Here is a 19,129-nt window from a genome sequence, read left to right on the forward strand (position 1 = left end):
CCGGGATGGACATACCGCTGGTGTACCAGTTGTTCCGCCAGGAGCATCGCTGGGTAGCTATGTATGGAAGGGATAAGCGCTGAAAGCATCTAAGCGCGAAGCCCACCTCAAGATGAGATTTCCCAATGAGTAAGACCCCTTGAAGACGACGAGGTAGATAGGCTGGGGGTGGAAGTGCAGCAATGCATGGAGCTGACCAGTACTAATCGGTCGAGGGCTTATCCTACAAGCTTTCTGAAGGAAAGCTACTTCGGAAGCATAAGCTATATAAATCGCAAAGATTGTTTCGTTCTAGTTTTCAGGGAGCAAATCCTTGAGGAAAACTAAACGCTTGTTTCTTGATTCACACTTCGGTGTTGAACCCAAGCAAACGCGAAGAGTGTATAGATTTTTCGAAGATTTTCGAGAAGCGTAAGCTAAGAAAATCCTGTTTGGTGGCGATAGCGGAGGGGTTCCACACGTACCCATCCCGAACACGACCGTTAAGCCCTCCAGCGCCGATGGTACTTGGACCGCAGGGTCCTGGGAGAGTAGGACGCCGCCAAGCGAATACCCTTATGGGTTATTTTTTCGCCTAATCGTTTAATTAACGATAAGGGCCCTTAGCTCAGCTGGTTAGAGCGCACCCCTGATAAGGGTGAGGTCGGTGGTTCGAGTCCACTAGGGCCCACCATTTAACTTCATAATCCCATTATGGGGCCATAGCTCAGCTGGGAGAGCGCCTGCCTTGCACGCAGGAGGTCAGCGGTTCGATCCCGCTTGGCTCCACCAATATTCCCTGATAGCTCAGTTGGTAGAGCACTCGACTGTTAATCGAGTTGTCACAGGTTCGAGCCCTGTTCGGGGAGCCACTTTTGGAGAAGTGTCCGAGCTGGCCGAAGGAGCACGATTGGAAATCGTGTAGGCGTCACAAGCGTCTCGAGGGTTCGAATCCCTCTTTCTCCGTTGCGAACTTTTTAGAATATTTAATACAGTAAGGCCCGTTGGTCAAGGGGTTAAGACACCTCCCTTTCACGGAGGTAACAGGGGTTCGAATCCCCTACGGGTCACTTTATATGGAGATTTAGCTCAGCTGGGAGAGCATCTGCCTTACAAGCAGAGGGTCGGGGGTTCGATCCCCTCAATCTCCACCATATAAATATCGCGGGGTGGAGCAGCTCGGTAGCTCGTCGGGCTCATAACCCGAAGGTCGCAGGTTCAAATCCTGCCCCCGCAATTGTAATACTTGGAACTGTGGTGTAGAGGCCTAACATGCCTGCCTGTCACGCAGGAGATCGCGGGTTCGAATCCCGTCAGTTCCGCCACTTTTATCTTAACTCCAGTAAAATGGAGTATGGTATATCGTAATCATTTAGCCGGTGTAGCTCAACTGGTAGAGCAACTGACTTGTAATCAGTAGGTTGGGGGTTCAAGTCCTCTCGCCGGCACCAGTTTCATTATGGAGGATTAGCGAAGTGGCCAAACGCATCAGACTGTAAATCTGCTCCCTTACGGGTTCGGTGGTTCGAATCCATCATCCTCCACCAGATTTATTTTTAAGTATTTTGTTATGGCGGTCGTGGCGAAGGGGTTAACGCACCGGTCTGTGGCTCCGGCATTCGTGGGTTCAAGTCCCATCGATCGCCCCATTTTTAAACCTTATCACTGTTGGGGATTAGCCAAGCGGTAAGGCAACGGACTTTGACTCCGTCATGCATAGGTTCAAATCCTATATCCCCAGCCATCTTTAGTACGAGCCATTAGCTCAGTTGGTAGAGCACCTGACTTTTAATCAGGGTGTCGAAGGTTCGAGCCCTTCATGGCTCACTTTTATATATATGCGGTCGTGGCGGAATTGGCAGACGCGCACGGTTCAGGTCCGTGTGGGCTAACCCCCGTGGAGGTTCGAGTCCTCTCGACCGCACCATATATTTCGCGGACGTGGCTCAGCGGTAGAGCATCGCCTTGCCAAGGCGAGGGTCGCGGGTTCGATTCCCGTCGTCCGCTCCAATTATATTTGCGCCCTTAGCTCAGCTGGATAGAGCGTTTGACTACGAATCAAAAGGCCGGGAGTTCGAATCTCTCAGGGCGCGCCATTTAAATAACGGGATGTAGCTCAGCTTGGTAGAGCACCTGGTTTGGGACCAGGGGGTCGCATGTTCAAATCGTGTCATCCCGATATTTATACGCGGGTGTAGTTCAATGGTAGAACTTCAGCCTTCCAAGCTGATAGCGTGGGTTCGATTCCCATCACCCGCTTCACAGTAAACCCCTTCGCTTTCGCGAAGGGGTTTTTTAATATTACGATATGGAACAGGGATAGGTAGTGTATTAATCGGCCTGTTCTTTTTTTGGCTGGAGCGTTATACTTTTACGGCCATCGATACCAATCGGAATGTCGCCAGCAATGGTAACACGGCGTACTACACGGTGTTCATCGCCATAGTCATTAATTGCATAATGTTGTGTTGCTCGGTTATCCCAAACTACCACATCGCCTACAGCCCAGCGCCAGCGAACTGTATTTTCAAGTCTGGTAACGTGCTCTTGTAAAATATTAATGATTCGATCCGAATCTGCGGTTCTGAGCCCCGATATCCTTCTTACAAATTGCCCTAATAGTAAGTGACGTTCCCCTGTTTCGGGATGAACTCTTACCACCGGATGCTCTGTTTGATATACCGTTGAGGCAAAAACATTGTTCTTTCGCTGCGTCTGCTCTCTTGCGACTCCTTGTTGGGGAGGGGCTACATAATCAAAAGCATTGGAGTGGATTGCCCGAAGGCTGCCTGCGAGCTCTTTTAATTCAGGAGATAGATCTTCATAGGCCGCTGCCGTGTTGGCCCATACGGTGTCCCCTCCAGCAGGAGGAATCACCACTGAGCGCAGAATGGATGCTTTGGGATAAGCTTCAACAAAGGTAACATCGGTGTGCCAAGCGTTAGCACGGCCTCCGTGGGCAGAATCAAGCTCAAGTACAGCTCGGGTTCCATCTTTTACGGGCACAGTCGGATGTGCATAAAGTTCTCCTAAAAGTTTGGCAAAGCGCTCTTGACCCTCATCATCTAGTTGATGTTGATCCCGGAAGAAGAGGACTTTATACTTGAGCAGAGCTTCTTGAATGGATTCAACGACCGCAGGGAAGAGATCCTCAGCTAAATCAATACCTCTCACTTCCGCTCCAATTCTTCCGGCTACCGGTACGATTTCAAGCTGAACTACCTGGTTATGAGTAACATTATTCATGAATAATTTCCTCCTTGGGTAGGCGGTCTCCCGCCATATTGGTAGATAATCGATCAATAATTTACACAAAAAAGTAATGGGCGCAAATTAAGAGAAACAATAGGAACACGGAAGGCAGAATATTATGGAGAGTATACAGATAACGGAACCTGTACTAATTTACCTGCGTTAATACCAGATAGAGAGGCACTGTAACTGTAAGTACTCTTGTGCCTTTTATACTCTAATCATTCGGACTAAAAGCAATTGGGGGTAGCAGTTCATTTAATTCAGTTCTTCAACAAACGTATTGTTAATTGCTTTTGCAAAGTCAGGCTTCTTTTTCAAAAATTTATTGTTTAGCAGTATTTCCGAGGATGCCTCATGGGCTTGTAGAGCCTCAGGCGTATAGACGGAGAGTTGATTGGCACTTCGCTCTAGCACCGTCTTGATGACAGAAGCAGGCATTTTAGAATGTTTCTCATAAAGAGCAGCCGCTTCGTCGAGGTTATCGCGCTGCCAGTCGAGTGTCTTTTGGTACACTTTTAGATATTCTGTGACGAGTTCTGGATGTTCTTTAACAAAACCAGTTCTAGCGATCATGGATAAAGGAGCGAGGAATTCGCCCTCCACTTCAATGATTTTCGCCTTTTTTTGCTCAACACTTAAGGTTACATAAGGATCAAGGGTTATCCAGGCATCCAGTTGTCCTGTCTCAAAAGCAGCTAAAGCATCATCTGCTTGCAGATTGATCTGTTTAACATCATCCTGGGATAGACCGATGGACTGCAATATTTTGATTAAGTACACGTGGCTTGTCGTCCCTTTGGCAACACCAATCGTTTTTCCTTTTAAATCAGCAACAGAGGAGATCGTGCTATTCACAGGAACAATCACCGTATTTAGATCTTTTCCATCACCTAACAGTCCGATAATTTCAAAAGGTAACTGATTGGCCAAGCCTGTGATCACTGCTCCGTCACCCATGGAAGAGAGATCTATCCGATTAGATACAAGGGCTTCCAGTATAGGAGGACCGCTCGTGAAATTACTCCACTCCACTTTGGCGCCTTTCTCTGCGAAGGCCTCATCAATCCATCCTTTTTCCTCTGCAATCAGAAGAGGACTGATTCCTCCAAGGCGAGCAATATGAACAGTTACTTCGGCTGATTTACTTCCAGCAGCAGCTTCTGCAGATCCACCACTAATGGATGGGGAAGCTCCATTCTCATTACTGCAAGCGGTAAGCACCATGAGTAGAACGGTTACGAGTGTCACCATTTTGGATTTATTGCTTGAACGACGTTTCATTTTTTCATCTCCCATCCAAAGTTTGTGGTAAAGCGGAAATGCTGCAGCAAGGTTGCGTAAGATCTAAAAAGGACGATCTCCCGCTATCGATACTCGCTCTGCTACCCGGCGGTTAGGAAAATAATCGGATATAGCATAATGCTGGGTCGCTCTGTTATCCCAGAAGGCTACTGAATTAGGCTCCCAGCGGAAGCGGATCTGATATTCGGGAATATGAGCCTGGCTGAACAGGTAATTGAGAAGTTGCTCGCTCTGCTCTTCTTCAAGTCCAACAATACGGATCGTAAAGATGGCATTTACGAATAATGTTTTTCTCCCTGTCTCGGGATGTGTACGTACGATAGGGTGTTCTGCGGGCGGGAATTCGGCTTGCTTTGCTTTGAGTACATCAGGCGATAGAAAGCGACCAAAAGTAGAGGTGAAATCGTGTATAGCGGTTAGACCATCAATGCGTTCTTTGATCTCGTCTAGCAGATTATCGTAGGCTGCTCCCATGTCGCACCATAATGTATCCCCACCTAGAGCCGGAACTTCAGAAAGGCGGAGGACGGATCCAAGAGCAGGCTCTTGACGCCAGGATACATCCGTATGCCAAATATTTTCGTTACCAGTCATATTGGCATTTTTCTCAAAACGGGTAATCTCCTCTGCATTTCCTTGAGGCAAGAAAGGGTGTTTTTCGAGTTCACCCCACTCTTTGGCAAAAGCAACTTGCTGTTCACTGGTGATATCTTGATTACGGAAGAAGAGAACTTTCCATTCGAGAAAGGCACGATGGAGCTCTGTTTTTAATTCTGAGCTGAGGGGAACTGCCAAATTGACACCTTCAATTTCCGCACCCAGCAGGGGACCTAGGGGTTTGAGCGTAAACAAAGTGTATGGCTGCTCTGGTTGACTTCCCTCCGCTAAGCGATGTAATTGCCTGGCACCTGCTTTGAGTTCTCTGCTTGGCACATAACTACGAGATAAATAGGCAGTTTGATTCATGATGTCTAGCCTCCTTTTACAATGTATTCACACCTGTTTAGTAGTATTTAGCCGAAAAAAAAGGACGACAGGATTTGAGAGATCACAAAGAGGTTCTTTGATCTCCAAATCTCTGGTCGTCCAGTAGATTCAGCTAGATAGCGTTGCTTTGATGGACCAAATCTTATCAGTCTGCAAATCATCTTGTCAACCCTTATTTTTATTTATATAGAAAATAATGTAACTCCATTCTTTGTATATACTATTAATAAAACTAATTCATACTAAGATAATCGGGTATTGACAAGATTCTTTTCCCTTGATAAGATGAGCCAAATCCTATACGGTGACCCAAAGTTTTGGGGCCAACGAATTGACTGGAACCACCAGAGATTCGGCAAGCACATCAGGTGCTGTCGGATCTCTTTTTTTATGGTCAGAAGTTCAGTACGGCAAATCAAGAACAATGATAATGAATCGGAGGGACTGTTGATGTTAAATGAGGAACTACGCAACATATTAGAGATTAATGAGGTTAGTAAAACGTTCCGAAGCGAGCAAGGCGATACCCATGTACTGGATTCCATAGATTTGTCTGTGAAGGAAGGAGACTTTACTACGGTCATCGGACCTAGTGGATGCGGGAAAAGTACCTTGCTTAAAATTATAGCAGGGCTTGATCGGGATTATGAAGGGGAGGTACTGCTCAAGGGGAAAAGGGTGGAGCGTCCTTCTCAAGAGAAGGGATTTATTTTTCAAGAACCGAGATTATTCCCTTGGCTGAATGTAGAGAAGAATATCGCAGCTGATCTGTCTCTCAAAAATCCGGATGTAAGGAATGATGTACAGCGGCTGATTGAGCTGGTTAAATTGAATGGTTTTGAAAAATCCTATCCACGGCAGTTATCAGGCGGGATGTCTCAGCGGGTAGCTATCGCAAGAGCACTTCTTCGTGAACCTGAAGTACTGCTGTTAGATGAGCCATTTGGAGCGCTCGATGCTTTCACTAGGGGGCATATGCAAGAGGCGCTGCTGGATATATGGCAAACAAATAAGACAGCAATGGTTCTCGTCACGCATGACATTGATGAAGCTGTGTTTTTATCAACACGTGTTGTTGTGATGGACCGGCGCCCAGGGCGAATAAAATCGATTGTCCCGATTGACCTGCCTTATCCACGCAAAAGAACAAGCCGTGCTTTTACAGAACTGCGTACGAATGTACTGGAAGAGCTTGATCATCGGGAGGAACAGGAAGCTTATAGTATCTAAGCAGGCGTTAGCAATACAAATTTAAGATATAAAGGGGCGAAGTGAAGATGGCTTTACCACTGACAATACGAAAAAATCCGTCTGTACAAATAAGCAAGAGGCAAACTCGAAAAGGAATGGGAGGAAAGTGGAGACTCTTTTTACGAGGAGCACTGCTTCCTATAGGTATTCTTGCACTTTGGCAAATTCTTAGCGGAACGGGCGTCATCTCCCAGCAGATGTTCTCATCGCCCTGGCTGATTGTAAAACAGTATTTTTATCTAACAAGCTCTGGGGAATTAACGCATCATCTGCGGATTAGTGTAGTGAGGGCTTCGCTTGGATTTTTATTTGGAGCAAGCAGCGGGTTAATACTCGGAATGCTTGTCGGCATGTACAGACCGGTTGAAGAAGTGCTGAATCCAACCGTTCAAATGATTCGAACGATCCCACTGCTTGCGATTACTCCCTTATTCATTATGTGGTTTGGTTTTGGCGAACTATCTAAAGTATTGCTGATTTCGATGGGTGCTTTCTTCCCGCTCTATGTGAACACTTTCCTTGGCGTTCGTAATGTGGACTCAGAATTATTCGATGTCGCCCGTGTCATGGAGTTCAGCCGTTTCTCACAAGTTGTGAAACTGGTCATTCCTGCTGCACTGCCTAATATCTTGCTTGGAATTCGGTTATCGCTAAGTATCGCATGGCTTTGCCTTGTCGTTGCTGAGTTACTGGGGGCCGATACAGGAGTGGGCTATATGATTCAAGAAGCACGGTCTTTTATGCAAACGGATGTGATGTTTGTGGGGATTACCATTTTCGCTCTTGTGGGTAAATTATCGGATTCCGTTGTGCGGATTTTAGAGCATCGATTACTTCGTTGGCAGGACAGCTATAAGGGATAGGAACAAAAGCCACGAGGACATTGTCAGGTGGGCAGGTTGACTGGGGCGGTCGCCTCCTAAAGAGTAACGGAGGTGCCCAAAGGTTCCCTCAGAATGGTTGGAAATCATTCGCAGAGTGTAAAGGCACAAGGGAAACCCATAATCAAGGGAAGATGAGCTTAAAGATACGTAAAAAAGACGTGTTAAATACGATACGAGATAGATACGAGATAGATACAAGATAGATACGAAGTAAATGCGAATTGTTAGTTAAAGTGTAATCTGAATAATAAAAAAAAGCCTCCCGATCCACTATGGATTATGGGAGGTTTTTTGCAGGTAGACTATTGTCTACTAGGTTGCTTTAAGAAGCTGAACTACGCTTCACTCTTAGATGAATATTCAGCAGAATGTTCGGCAATGAACCGCTTTGCAAGTTGTCCGAGAACTACGTCATCCATCGGCGGATTGTGAAGCCCAAACCGAACATCCCGGTAATAGCGCTGCAAAGGACTATTCATAGAAAGGCTATGAACTCCAGTGATGCGCATCGCTATATCTACAACAGAGAGTGCCGTCTGAATGGCAACCACTTTAGCTGCTCCAAGATCGGGTGCAATCTGTTGCAAACGATCTTTTGCAGGGGAAGGACCCAGGCGCTCTACACGTTCTGCAACGCTGTATAATAGATGTCTTGCTGTGGTCAGTTCAAGTTCAATCTGACCTAGTTTTTGCTGAATATGAGGGAGTTCTAAAATAGGATGCGTTAGGCTGTTGGGCTGATAGCTCGCAGCAAACTGAACAGCTTCATTACGTGCTGCCTGTGCAATCCCAAGATATACAGCAGGAATGTTAAGTAAATACACATTGGGTATACCTGTAGGTCTCGAAGGACGATGGAAGACAAGTGCATCTTCAGGAAGCAGCACTTCCTGAAGAACCAGATCATGACTTGCTGTTCCCCTCATACCTGCCATATTCCATGTAGGTTCAATAAAAACCCCAGGCATATCTTTATGAATCAAATACTCTGAGATCTCACCCGTGTCCTCATCCGTCGCAGAGACGATAAAATAACTAAGCGCAGTAGATAAGGAAGTGAACGTTTTTCGGCCGCTCAGGATATATCCATGGCTGTCCCTACGTACTTTCGTCTGCGGTTTTCCTCCACGAGAAGGGCTGCCTGTTGCGGACTCCGAGTCGGCTGCATTGATTAGTGCTTGTTTCTTTATCACATCCTTACACAAGGACTGAAAGACAGATTCATTCCAGTGCCGATGAAAAGCAAGGTTAAACATCGTGATGTGATGCCAGCCGATGGCAAGTGCAGCAGGCCCGTCAACCATAGCAATCTGCTCTTGACACATAAGGAAAAGGGGGAGGGAAATCTGAGCACCCCCATATTCGTTCGGGACAGAATAGGTGTGGTACCCTTCTGTAAGCAGATCAGAGATCAGAGCGGAGTTGAGCTCATTCTTCTCATCAGCAAGTCTTGCCCCATCGATGTGCCGGTTAGCAACCGTGCGGATATGGATCAGCGTATCCTGCTCATTCTTCGTTCTGATAAAGGAGTTCTCAAATAGTGACAACGGTAAGCCTCCCTTTAAATAGATGGTAGTGTGAGTGCTTGGTAGTATCAGCAGTCCTTTTTTTGTCTATCTTGCTTCGGTTACCTGTTTACGAATCTCATTCATCATCTTGATCGTATCCATGCTGGCATGATTGCCAAGCAGAATGATTGTCGTTCCGTTACCTAGATCACGCATAATGCCTGTAGAATAACCCGTCCCTGAACCGTTATGGAAGACGTTAAGACCTTTGGAAGTTTCGCTGATCATCCAGCCATATCCGTAATTCTTCTCGGAATACGGAGTGAACATGTTCTTAAGAGATTCTTCGCTGACTACTTTTCCGTCCTTGAGTGCTTGGTCCCATTTTAGAAGATCATCCACAGTGGAATAGAGCGTACCCGTTCCAGACTGGGAGACGTAATAATCTGCTGTGACCCATTTTCCACTCTGATCCACGAATCCCTTAATCGTGTTGGTCGATTTTGAAGCCGTACCTGTATCCTTCATTCCAAGCGGAGTAAATAGATGTTTCTCTAAGTAAGAACCATATTCTTCACCGGTTACTTTCTCGAGGATATGGGCTAATAAAATGTAGCCATTATTGCTGTAGCGATACTCTGCTCCAGGTTCAGCCATCAGCTTTTTGGTGCGTATTTCATTTAAAGTATCCTCTAGCGTTATGCCTTCTTCTCTTGTGAAATTGGAAGGAAGTCCGGATGTATGAGACAGCAACATATGCAGTGTAATTTCATCTCCGCGATCAACACCGGTCACGTATTTGGATAACTTGTCTGTTAGCGAAAGTTTGCCGGCTTCTACTTGCTGCATGATGGCAGCTGATGTAAATCCTTTGGTAATAGAAGCAATTCGTGATTTTTGATCCGGCCGTACTAGTAGGTTTTCTTTAGATAGGCCATATCCCTTGCGAAGGGTAACTTCTCCATCCTTGGCGACAAGTGCAATGCCGGAGAACCCAGATGTTTGCAAATAGGAGTCAATGGATGCTGACTCTTTATTTATTTTCGTGACTTGATCCGACTTCAGTACGATGTTCATGTGTGTAGCTGTATTTGTTAGCTGAAGCGTTGATTTCATGGCATCAGATAGAGAGCGTAGCGGGATCATCAGCGTTCCGGACATATTTTTGGAATTCGCAGGTAAGGTAAGCGTGACGTCATTTATCGTAATGATGTTGGTTCCTGCCTTATGAGAGATGAGCTCCCCGTGATTCTCGATTTGCACCGTTTGTGTGTTTTGGTTCCATTTTACTTTTCCTTTGAGGGCTGCTGCCGCTTGTCTAAGCGGGGCGAAGGTCGTTCCATTCTGCACAAAAGGAGGGAACTCCCAAGTAACTGTTTGTGAATCCACTTCAATATTTGCAGGTTTCGTTACCATAGCTGAAGCAGCATATGTGGTTTCAGTAAAAGCTCCAGCTGGGGTGAGAACGAGACCGGCAGCTAAGAGTACGGTGAGCAGTTTTTGCGTTGTTTTTGATGGTTGTTTAGTAAAAGTCATGAAGTAATAAATCCTCCTGTCAGGAATGTAGTCCGAATCTGTAACTTTTCTTCTAATCAAATGAAATGATGGAGAGTTCATATGAAGATACTGGTATTTATTCTAACGAAAGTAAGAGTGGTAAACAACCCATATACTGGATGTTTATTTTAATATATCTCTCATAAGAAAAGCCGCACGGAAGCGCAAGCTGTTAGCTGGAGCTCGGAGAGAACGGCCGGTGAGCTGTTCACATTTGTCCAGACGATAGATAACGGTATTGCGATGGAGGTATAACTGCTTTGCCGTATCAGCAATGTGGCAATGATTATCGTAAAAAATACGAAGTGTCTTAAGCAGTTCCGTTTGTTCTTTTTCCTCTGAAGAAAGTAAGTGTGAAAAGGTATCACGAATAAATTCCTCTAAATCTTCCTGCGGAATCATGCGAAGCAGGTCGGATAATTCTTTGACGTGATAGAACTGTACGAAACGTTGCTGCCCTGCGACTACACCAGAGTTAATAGCATCAAGCGCCTCCTGATAGGCCTGCGGCAGTTTGGAAATTTGGTCGGCAAGGTTGCTAATTCCACTGGAAAGCGAAAGATGATATTTTGTCCATAGATGGTGAATGATGTTCTGAAAATGGGTAGCAATGAAGCTTTCTGAGGAGGTATGGTTCTCGGGCGGTAGCGAACTTGAGTTAGCATCAGCAGGAATGAACATCACAAGGGCATCATTTTTAGCAAATAAAATAAATGGAGTGTCCCATTTGGCAGCCTCTCGTTTAACTAATTCATAAAGATCTTCTTTGCTGCTTGGAGCAGCATGTCTAGCGTTGCTACGATCGATTTCGGAAGCGAAGGAGTGCGAGGGAGTTATCGGTAGATCTTTTTTGATGACAACACAGAAATAGGAACAATCATCATGGAGACCATACCTTCGTCCACGGTGTATAAGGTCCTGCTTATCTGAAACAAGACCATCGACAAGATCGCCAAAAAAATCATTTTTGTAGCGCCGCGAGCGTTCCTTTACAGCCTGCCTTTTGAGCAGTTCAAAGCTTATCACATTTGCTGCTTGTTCCAGTGTTAAAAGATGGAGCGGATGGGGGGAGGAGTCATTCGTAAAAGAGATAAGGTAACCTTGCGGACTATCCGTTTGTATAGGGTAATGCAGCATGCTGGAATAGGGGACAGGCTTTCCCTCCGAAGGCAACAGAGTACTTGAATCCGGGTTCGTAGCAAGAAGGGGTGCGAGCCATGCTTCCATATAAGGAAGAACTTTTGAATGAGTAGGGCTTCTGAACTGAGAGGAAGTAGCAAATGGAATGAAGTCGCGTCCTACTAGCATAACAGGATAATTTAAGAGCCGAGACAACTCTTCTAAAATAGTTTGCAAACTTTTTCCCTCCAGGAGAATTTCTGAAAAATAACGGTGGCTGTCCAGCGCATAACGCATTTCATCGGCGTGAGATTCCATAATTCGTCCCAGCAGCTGGTGCAGTGCTTCGGAAAGAAAACAGTCAGGTGAAAGCTCGAGCAGAGGAAACTGAAGCCGATTTGCTGCTTCAATCGCAAGGTCAGGAATTGCATCTAAATAGCGCTTTGTCTTAATTCCTAAGCCTGCACAACCGAGTTCAGCCATGCGAATGACCAGTTCAGTCAATATCTCTGGGTTATCTTTAATGGCGTAACCTGTTGTTAGCAGAAGTTCCCTTGGCTTCAGATAGTCATAAAAATCGGGCGAATCCATCATGTTTACCGAATGGACGAGACGATGTAATCCTTCATGACCCGCAGCAACGCGAGACCCCGCGAGCATAGGAACATCAAGTAAATCTGATATCTTCACAATAGAACCCTCCCTTTTCATCTGCTAGAATGTAAGTTATATGTTATGTAAATGAATATTATTAGTCATAATAACCTGAAATTGAGTTATTTTAGAATACTATAGCTAATGAATAGGTAATAAACAACCCTTTGTAGTGAGATTAACTTATTTCATGTAAAGAATCTTTACATATAGAACAGTGATAACTAGCTTTTCTTCAGAAGTGGATAGAAGCTATTTTTTTTATGAACATATCCAAGAGACTATTTGTCTTGTCACTAGCTGAGATAACTGGGCCTTTTTAGGGTAAATCCTATTAGAAGCGATATACATATCACATGATGAGTATAGAATTTTCATAATCGAATAGACCAAGGAGGGAACATTATGCAGTGGAAAGGGAGAAGGGCAAGCTCTAATGTAGAGGACCGGAGAGGACGGAAAGGGGCGGGACTGATCGGCGGTGGTATTGGAGGTGTCGTTATCCTGCTGATCGTTACACTACTCGGCGGTGGAAATGCTGCTGATTTACTGAGTGGTCTTGCGGGCGGAGGATCAGACACGGGAACATCCTACACGGAAACAGAAGAAGAGAAGGAACTAGCTGAGTTCGTATCTGTTGTTCTGGCCGATACAGAGGATGTGTGGACTGAGGTTTTTAAAAAAGAAGGAAAGACGTATGAGAATCCGACTCTTGTTCTCTATACAGGAAGCGTCCAGTCGGCCTGCGGAACAGCGGGCTCATCGGTAGGGCCGTTCTACTGTCCAGGTGATCAAAAATTGTATATTGACCTAAGCTTCTACGACGAGTTGCGCCAAGAATTTCAGGCGCCTGGTGACTTCGCAATGGCCTATGTGATCGCGCACGAGGTAGGTCACCATGTACAGACACTGTTAGGCACATCGGACAAGCTGGCACAATACCGGGAGCAGCTAAGCACACAGGAATATAACAAGTATCAAGTTCGATTTGAGCTCCAAGCCGATTATTTAGCCGGTGTGTGGGCGAATCATGCGCAGGGTATGAACCTGCTTGAGGAAGGCGATTTGGAAGAAGCTTTAACGGCGGCAAGCGCCGTAGGGGATGATACGATCCAGAAGAAAGCTCAAGGCTACGTAGTACCAGAGAGTTTTACACACGGCACATCTGAGCAGCGGAAGCGCTGGTTCTACCAAGGCTTTGAGAATGGTACGCTGCAAGGCGGAGACACGTTTAACGCGAAGATTTTATAAGTATAGGACAATAAAGAGAAGGTTCTCTACATTTGCAAGGACCTTCTCGGTGACAGCCCCCATCCTTCTAAAAAGGATAGGGGTTCTTTGTGTAGTATTCTGCGACTAAATGACAAGTGAATCTGACATCCCCATTGTATATCGCTCGATTTCCACCTACTTTTATGTCAGTTATATGTTATATAATAGGATTATGTTGGTTATAATCACCAGGACACAAAAATATTTTAGTGTACTATAGCCAATGACAGGGCATTAATCCATCCTTTATGATGAAGACATTCAATTCAATGTAATAAATACTAACATTAAGTTAGGGCGTGATGAGATGAGCACCTTGCTAATATATAACGGAACCGTTCTTACGATGAATGAACAAAATGAGGTCTATACACCGGGATACTTATACATAAAGCATGATCAGATTGTTGAGGTTGGTCCATGGCCGGTGAATGAGGAAGAGGGGCGCCATTTGCTTCAGACGGAGCGTCAAATCGATGCAGGAGGTAAAGCCATCATCCCAGGACTTATTAATGGGCACACTCATCTGTTTCAGACTTTTCTGCGGGGTGTATCGGACGATTACAGCTTATCAGATTGGCTTCGCCAGGTGATCTGGCCGGGTTCGATCGCGATGGAAGCTGAGGATTTCTACTTAGCAGCCCTGATTGGTTGCATCGAAAACTTGAAATCAGGCGCCACCTATATTATGGATCACCATTATGTACACACCTATGAAGAGAACACGGAAGGGGTCCTTCGAGCGATGCTCGAAACAGGAATTCGAGGACATCTTGCCCGCGGCGGCGTTGATCTAAGCTATGAGCCGAAGCTGAGAGAAGAGGAGGAACAGATTTTTGCTAGAACCGACTCTCTTCTGGATCGCTGGCAAGGAAACGGATCGGGAAGAATTGAGATTGCGATGGGGCCATTAAATCTATATGGATGTTCAAGACCTTTTCTTGAAAGGGCAGCCCGGTTCAGTCAAGACCGCAATCTCATTACTCATATTCATGTAGCAGAAACAAGTGATCAGATTGAGAACACCCTGGCTCGCTTTGGTCTTCGCAATTTGGAACTTGTGGAAGCGGTAGGAATGCTAGGCCCCAAAACTCAGGTGGTTCATGGAATATGGCTTGATGACGGTGAACTTGAGCTTCTTGCCAAATATCATGCCTCAGTAATCCACTGCCCTGTATCGAATATGTATCTTGCTTCGGGTGTTGCCAGAGTTCCTGAGATGCTGAGCGCAGGTATCAACGTGGCACTTGGAACGGATGGGCCAGGCAGTAACAATTGTCAGGATAATCTGGAAGTGTTGAAATTCACGGCTTGTCTTCATAAAGTTCATCATCTGGATTCTACTCTACTGCCTGCAATGAAAATCCTGGAGATGGCTACACGAGGCGGAGCAAAAGCGATGGGAAGAGAGCAAGATCTCGGGACTCTTGAATCTGGGAAGAAGGCTGACATCGTTATTATAGATATGCAGAAAGCACACATTGCACCAGTTCACCGAGTTTCTTCTGCGCTAGTGTACAATGCGAACGGCAATGATGTTCATACGGTGCTCGTGAACGGGCAGATCGTAGTTGATCAAGGGCGATGCACATTTGTAGATGAAGAGGAAATAATCAAACGAGCGCAAGCGAGAGTCGATAGGCTTCGTGATCAACTTGCAAAAGAGTATCCGGTATACGGCATTCGGGAGTAATGACTTATCAGAAGATAAGGGGGGAGACGAATGAGGCACAGGCCGTGGATGAGTAGGGGAGCCAGATGGGCAGTTGAATGTTTATTTTACGGCTTTGCCATTGTCATGTCTTTATGTGCAGGAGCACTGATCATGGCTGCCGTTGGAGTGTCACCGCTGGAAGCTTACGGGCTCATCTGGAATGGTGCTGCAGGCAGTATGAACAGTATAAAAGAAACACTGGTTAAATCCACACCGCTTCTTTTTGCAGGACTTAGCTATAGCTTTGCTTACCGAAGCGGACTGTTTAATATCGGTGCCGAGGGGCAGATTTACGCAGGGGCACTTACCGGGGCAATGGCGGCTTTACTACTCCCGGCAGGAATGCCACTCCTATTCCATCTGCCGCTGTGTCTGCTGTTTGGAGTGATGGGTGGGGGAATATGGGGCGGGATTGCCGGGTTACTCAAAGTCCGCCGCGGTTCCAGTGAGATTATTAATACGATTATGCTTAATTACGTTGCCATCTATCTTGTCAGTTATATGGTAACGGGTCCCCTTAAAGATCCGGGCACAAGCCTTCCTCAATCCTCGGCACTTCCGGATGGTGCTATTCTTCCTACCTTATTTGGATCTAGACTTCATTATGGTTTCTTTGTAGCTCTTCTTGCAGCAATGCTCATCTACTGGCTGCTTCATAAAACAACGTGGGGCTATGAGATACGATCGGCCGGACTGAACATTCAGGCGGCGGGCGTGATGGGGATGCCTGTTAAACGAAATATGGTAATGGTGATGCTGGTAAGCGGCGGTCTCGCTGGACTCGGTGGTTACGTTGAACTAGCAGGCGTAACGCACCGACTGATGCAGAATTTTTCGCCGGGATATGGTTATGAAGGCATTGCTGTAGCTCTTCTGGGTAATACACACCCGCTTGGCAATGTTGTATCTGCTCTTCTCTTTGGCGGAATGAAAAGCGGGGCTAACAGCATGCAGCGGGTAACTGGAGCATCAACCTCGCTCATTCTAGTAATACAGGCTCTTATGATCATCATCGTCGTATGTAATCGTTACTGGTTTGGCGGATATAAAGACCGGATGATCAAATGGATGATTACGAGAATTGAGACAGAAACAGAGAATAAGATACGAACCGTTTCTCTATCTAAGGCGGGTGACAGTAAAAATGGCTGAAGAACTATGGGTTAGTTATGCAGCATCCGCGATCAGGTTATCTATTCCTTTGCTGCTCGCAGCGCTTGGTGTTCTGTTTATGTCTCGAAGCGGGATCCTCAACATCGGTATGGAAGGAATGATATTAATCGGAGCGCTATCTGGTGTGCTTGGTGCCTATTATGGCGGGAGTGTCTGGGCAGGACTTGCTACCAGCATTATTGTTTGCGGAATTGCCGGACTTGTGTTTGCCTTTCTAACCGTAACGACAGGAGCGGATCAGGTCATTATTGGAACTGCTCTCAACCTGCTAGGTCTTGGACTTACCACCGTATTCGGTAGAAGCTTGCTTGGAATGGGTACGGAAGCAATTAGAGTAGATGCGATACCCGCTCCCTCGCTTCCTTTTCTACAGCAATTGCCTTGGGTTGGACCCGCATTATTTGAGCAAAACTTGCTTGCATACCTCGCCTTTCTGCTCGTTCCGATCACAAGCATCCTTCTATACAAAACCAAATGGGGGCTTACCGTTCGGGCAGTAGGTGAAAATCCACTGGCTACCGATACGCTGGGGGTGAGAGTTCATCGGGTTCGGTACACCTGCTGTCTGATTGGCGGAATGTTTGCGGGTCTTGCAGGGTGTGCGTTATCTCTCGGTATCCTCAATCAATTCACGGAAAATATGGTCGCCGGCAGAGGATTCATAGCGCTTTCCGCGGTGATCTTTGGCAGATGGACGCCATCAGGAACTTTGTTTACATCCCTGCTTTTTGGAAGTGCAGATGCCCTGCAACTACGTTTCCAATCGTTTGGTATCGAAATTCCATATCAATTCATGCTGATGTTTCCCTACATTCTTACTATGGTTGCCCTCGCATGGTTTTCCGGGAATGCGAAACAACCTGCAGCAACAGGCAAACCATATAAGAGTGCTGCCAATCGTCATGCTTAAGTAGTGATTATTTCGGAAGGTGGTTGATCGGATAATGAATTGTTCTAATTGGATTATCCAAACGAAAGGACTTGTCAAACGATTTGGATCTTTTGTAGCGAGTGACCATCTGGATATCAATATTCGGCAGGGAGAGATACACGGGATTTTGGGCGAGAATGGTGCAGGGAAAAGTACACTTATGAACATGCTTTCCGGACTTCTGACACCGGATGAAGGAGAGCTGTGGTACAAAGGAAAGCCCATTCAGTTTCGTTCGCCAAGAAAGGCGATGGAGGTCGGCATTGGGATGGTACATCAGCATTTTATGCTGATTCCTGCACTTACCGTAGCAGAGAATGTAATGCTAGGACGTAAGGAAGGACGAAGTCCTTGGTTTCATTTTCGTAAAGTTTGCAGGGATATTGAGCGGATCTCGGAAACCTTTGGTCTAGATGTGGACCCAAGTAAGAAGGTAAGTGCGCTGTCCATTGGGCAGCAGCAGCGTGTAGAAATCATAAAGACACTTTATCGCGGGGCAGAGTTCATTATTATGGACGAACCAACAGCGGTGCTGACCCCTCCAGAAGTGGAAGATTTGTTTCTTGTGCTTCGACATTTAAGAGAACAAGGGAAAACGATTGTATTCATCAGCCATAAACTGCAGGAAGCAAAGGCGATCTGTGATCGAGTTACCGTTCTTAGGGCGGGTAAAATGGTAGGTTCAGCTCGCATGAGTGATACGAATCCGGCAGAACTAGCAAGACTTATGGTAGGCAGAGACATAGCGCCGCTAACTATTCGGCCTTACAGCAGGAAAAGAGGGCGACTCCTTGAAGTCCGTAATCTGTCCGTTCGCGATAAAAGTATTCATCTTCTTTCCGACATTAATTTTTATCTAGAAGAAGGAGAAATCGTGGGAATCGCTGGAGTTGATGGTAATGGACAACGTGAATTAAGTGAAGCACTCATGGGTCTGAGATCTCTGGCAAGTGGGGAAATACAGCTCTACGGAAAGACTATTCGCCAGCTGCATCCACGTTATATGACGGAGCAAGGTGTAGGTTACATTCCTGAAGATCGACATCGCGAAGGGCTCATGCTGCCGATGAGTATTGGCGAAAATCTAATCGCAAAGCAATACAAAACAGCACTGTTTAGTCGTTATGGAACATTAATACGAAGAACCATTCTCGAAGCAGCTACAAAAGCAGTTATTGAATTTGATATTCGTACACCCTCGGCAGAGAACAGTGCAGGACAGCTCTCGGGTGGAAACCAGCAGAAGGTTATTCTTGCAAGAGAATTGATGCTTGATCCGCAGATATTGATTGCGATGCAGCCCACCCGAGGAATGGATGTAGGCGCAGCAGGATATGTACACCAAAGGATGCTCAGTGAACGGGAACGTGGACTTGGCATTCTGCTCATCTCAACAGAACTTGAAGAAGTGATGGCTTTATCTGATCGGATTGCGGTTCTTTATAAAGGCCGGATTGTAGAAATCGTCAGTCGAGAGGAGGCGACCCGGAAGCGGATCGGACAATGTATGGCAGGGATAGGGATATCTTAAATCAGTAATCAA

General features: G+C 46.0%; 12 protein-coding genes, 18 tRNA genes, 2 rRNA genes and 1 other annotated feature. Of the genes, 26 read left to right on the forward strand and 6 right to left on the reverse strand.

The genetic code is table 11. The annotated features are described in order from the left end of the window. The 20 genes from PV403_RS18465 to PV403_RS18560 all read left to right on the forward strand — a co-directional run. Nucleotides 1-226, forward strand: a 23S ribosomal RNA gene (locus PV403_RS18465); the annotation flags it as partial. A gap of 204 nt (nt 227-430) precedes the next feature. After that, a 5S ribosomal RNA gene (rrf, locus tag PV403_RS18470) occupies nt 431-547 on the forward strand. Nucleotides 548-596: 49 nt separating this feature from the next. Then, nucleotides 597-673 (forward strand) — tRNA-Ile (locus PV403_RS18475). Between the two features lie 22 nt (nt 674-695). After that, nucleotides 696-771, forward strand: a tRNA-Ala gene (locus tag PV403_RS18480). 4 nt (nt 772-775) lie between these two features. After that, nucleotides 776-851, forward strand: a tRNA-Asn gene (locus PV403_RS18485). A 5-nt stretch (nt 852-856) separates the two neighbouring features. Further along, a tRNA-Ser gene (locus PV403_RS18490) sits at nt 857-945 on the forward strand. A 32-nt stretch (nt 946-977) separates the two neighbouring features. Beyond that, nucleotides 978-1,049, forward strand: a tRNA-Glu gene (locus PV403_RS18495). 8 nt (nt 1,050-1,057) lie between these two features. Continuing rightward, nucleotides 1,058-1,133, forward strand: a tRNA-Val gene (locus PV403_RS18500). A gap of 9 nt (nt 1,134-1,142) precedes the next feature. Next, a tRNA-Met gene (locus PV403_RS18505) sits at nt 1,143-1,216 on the forward strand. 11 nt (nt 1,217-1,227) lie between these two features. Continuing rightward, nucleotides 1,228-1,304 (forward strand) — tRNA-Asp (locus PV403_RS18510). Nucleotides 1,305-1,354: 50 nt separating this feature from the next. After that, nucleotides 1,355-1,430, forward strand: a tRNA-Thr gene (locus PV403_RS18515). A gap of 10 nt (nt 1,431-1,440) precedes the next feature. Continuing rightward, nucleotides 1,441-1,526, forward strand: a tRNA-Tyr gene (locus PV403_RS18520). Nucleotides 1,527-1,552: 26 nt separating this feature from the next. Then, nucleotides 1,553-1,628 (forward strand) — tRNA-His (locus PV403_RS18525). Nucleotides 1,629-1,648: 20 nt separating this feature from the next. Next, nucleotides 1,649-1,723: transfer RNA gene (locus PV403_RS18530), tRNA-Gln, on the forward strand. A 10-nt stretch (nt 1,724-1,733) separates the two neighbouring features. Beyond that, a tRNA-Lys gene (locus tag PV403_RS18535) sits at nt 1,734-1,806 on the forward strand. 13 nt (nt 1,807-1,819) lie between these two features. Further along, nucleotides 1,820-1,906: transfer RNA gene (locus PV403_RS18540), tRNA-Leu, on the forward strand. An 8-nt stretch (nt 1,907-1,914) separates the two neighbouring features. Continuing rightward, a tRNA-Gly gene (locus PV403_RS18545) sits at nt 1,915-1,989 on the forward strand. A 9-nt stretch (nt 1,990-1,998) separates the two neighbouring features. Continuing rightward, a tRNA-Arg gene (locus PV403_RS18550) sits at nt 1,999-2,075 on the forward strand. A gap of 9 nt (nt 2,076-2,084) precedes the next feature. Continuing rightward, nucleotides 2,085-2,158: transfer RNA gene (locus PV403_RS18555), tRNA-Pro, on the forward strand. Between the two features lie 9 nt (nt 2,159-2,167). Continuing rightward, a tRNA-Gly gene (locus PV403_RS18560) sits at nt 2,168-2,238 on the forward strand. A 72-nt stretch (nt 2,239-2,310) separates the two neighbouring features. On the opposite strand, the gene PV403_RS18565 is transcribed toward PV403_RS18560, so the two are convergent. From PV403_RS18565 to PV403_RS18575, 3 genes are all read right to left on the reverse strand, one after another. Continuing rightward, a complete protein-coding gene (locus PV403_RS18565; RefSeq protein WP_332085574.1) occupies nt 2,311-3,225 on the reverse strand; it encodes a TauD/TfdA dioxygenase family protein in 915 nt (304 codons plus the stop codon). Nucleotides 3,226-3,489: 264 nt separating this feature from the next. Continuing rightward, nucleotides 3,490-4,515, reverse strand: coding sequence for an aliphatic sulfonate ABC transporter substrate-binding protein (locus tag PV403_RS18570; RefSeq protein WP_332085575.1), 1,026 nt, complete (start codon nt 4,513-4,515; stop codon nt 3,490-3,492). A 63-nt stretch (nt 4,516-4,578) separates the two neighbouring features. Then, complete coding sequence (locus tag PV403_RS18575) at nt 4,579-5,502, reverse strand: TauD/TfdA dioxygenase family protein (RefSeq protein WP_332085576.1); 924 nt, start codon at nt 5,500-5,502, stop codon at nt 4,579-4,581. 471 nt (nt 5,503-5,973) lie between these two features. On the opposite strand from PV403_RS18575, the gene PV403_RS18580 reads away from it, so the two are divergent. After that, entirely contained in the window at nt 5,974-6,753 is a 780-nt protein-coding gene (locus tag PV403_RS18580) for an ABC transporter ATP-binding protein (protein ID WP_332085577.1), read from the forward strand. Between the two features lie 755 nt (nt 6,754-7,508). Continuing rightward, nucleotides 7,509-7,815 (forward strand) — a sequence feature (23S ribosomal RNA rRNA prediction is too short). Nucleotides 7,816-7,993: 178 nt separating this feature from the next. Here PV403_RS18580 and PV403_RS18585 read toward each other — a convergent pair. From PV403_RS18585 to PV403_RS18595, 3 genes are all read right to left on the reverse strand, one after another. Then, nucleotides 7,994-9,205, reverse strand: a complete 1,212-nt coding sequence (locus PV403_RS18585) for an acyl-CoA dehydrogenase family protein (RefSeq protein ID WP_332085578.1) — start codon at nt 9,203-9,205, stop codon at nt 7,994-7,996. A 66-nt stretch (nt 9,206-9,271) separates the two neighbouring features. Then, nucleotides 9,272-10,702 carry a serine hydrolase gene (locus tag PV403_RS18590; protein WP_332085579.1) on the reverse strand — a complete coding sequence of 477 codons (1,431 nt, stop codon included), beginning with the start codon at nt 10,700-10,702 and terminating at the stop codon, nt 9,272-9,274. Nucleotides 10,703-10,846: 144 nt separating this feature from the next. Then, a complete protein-coding gene (locus PV403_RS18595; RefSeq protein ID WP_332085580.1) occupies nt 10,847-12,532 on the reverse strand; it encodes a PucR family transcriptional regulator in 1,686 nt (561 codons plus the stop codon). 369 nt (nt 12,533-12,901) lie between these two features. Here PV403_RS18595 and ypfJ point away from each other — a divergent pair, with 369 nt between their 5' ends. The 5 genes from ypfJ to PV403_RS18620 all read left to right on the forward strand — a co-directional run bounded on the left by ypfJ (nt 12,902) and on the right by PV403_RS18620 (nt 19,117). Continuing rightward, the gene (gene ypfJ / locus PV403_RS18600; RefSeq protein ID WP_332085581.1) at nt 12,902-13,747 is read left to right on the forward strand and encodes a KPN_02809 family neutral zinc metallopeptidase; all 846 of its coding nucleotides are present in this window, start codon (nt 12,902-12,904) and stop codon (nt 13,745-13,747) included. A 328-nt stretch (nt 13,748-14,075) separates the two neighbouring features. Continuing rightward, nucleotides 14,076-15,461: an amidohydrolase family protein gene (locus PV403_RS18605; RefSeq protein WP_332085582.1), complete on the forward strand. Its 1,386-nt coding sequence runs from the start codon at nt 14,076-14,078 to the stop codon at nt 15,459-15,461. 30 nt (nt 15,462-15,491) lie between these two features. Continuing rightward, entirely contained in the window at nt 15,492-16,634 is a 1,143-nt protein-coding gene (locus PV403_RS18610; RefSeq protein WP_332085583.1) for an ABC transporter permease, read from the forward strand. Continuing rightward, a complete protein-coding gene (locus PV403_RS18615) occupies nt 16,627-17,565 on the forward strand; it encodes an ABC transporter permease (RefSeq protein ID WP_332085584.1) in 939 nt (312 codons plus the stop codon). The genes PV403_RS18610 and PV403_RS18615 overlap by 8 nt, the downstream gene beginning before the upstream one ends. A gap of 34 nt (nt 17,566-17,599) precedes the next feature. Continuing rightward, nucleotides 17,600-19,117, forward strand: coding sequence for an ABC transporter ATP-binding protein (locus PV403_RS18620; protein WP_332085585.1), 1,518 nt, complete (start codon nt 17,600-17,602; stop codon nt 19,115-19,117). The last annotated feature ends 12 nt before the right edge of the window (nt 19,118-19,129 follow it).

Origin of the sequence: Paenibacillus sp. GYB006, assembly GCF_036577645.1 — a bacterium.
Lineage (GTDB): Bacteria > Bacillota > Bacilli > Paenibacillales > Paenibacillaceae > Paenibacillus.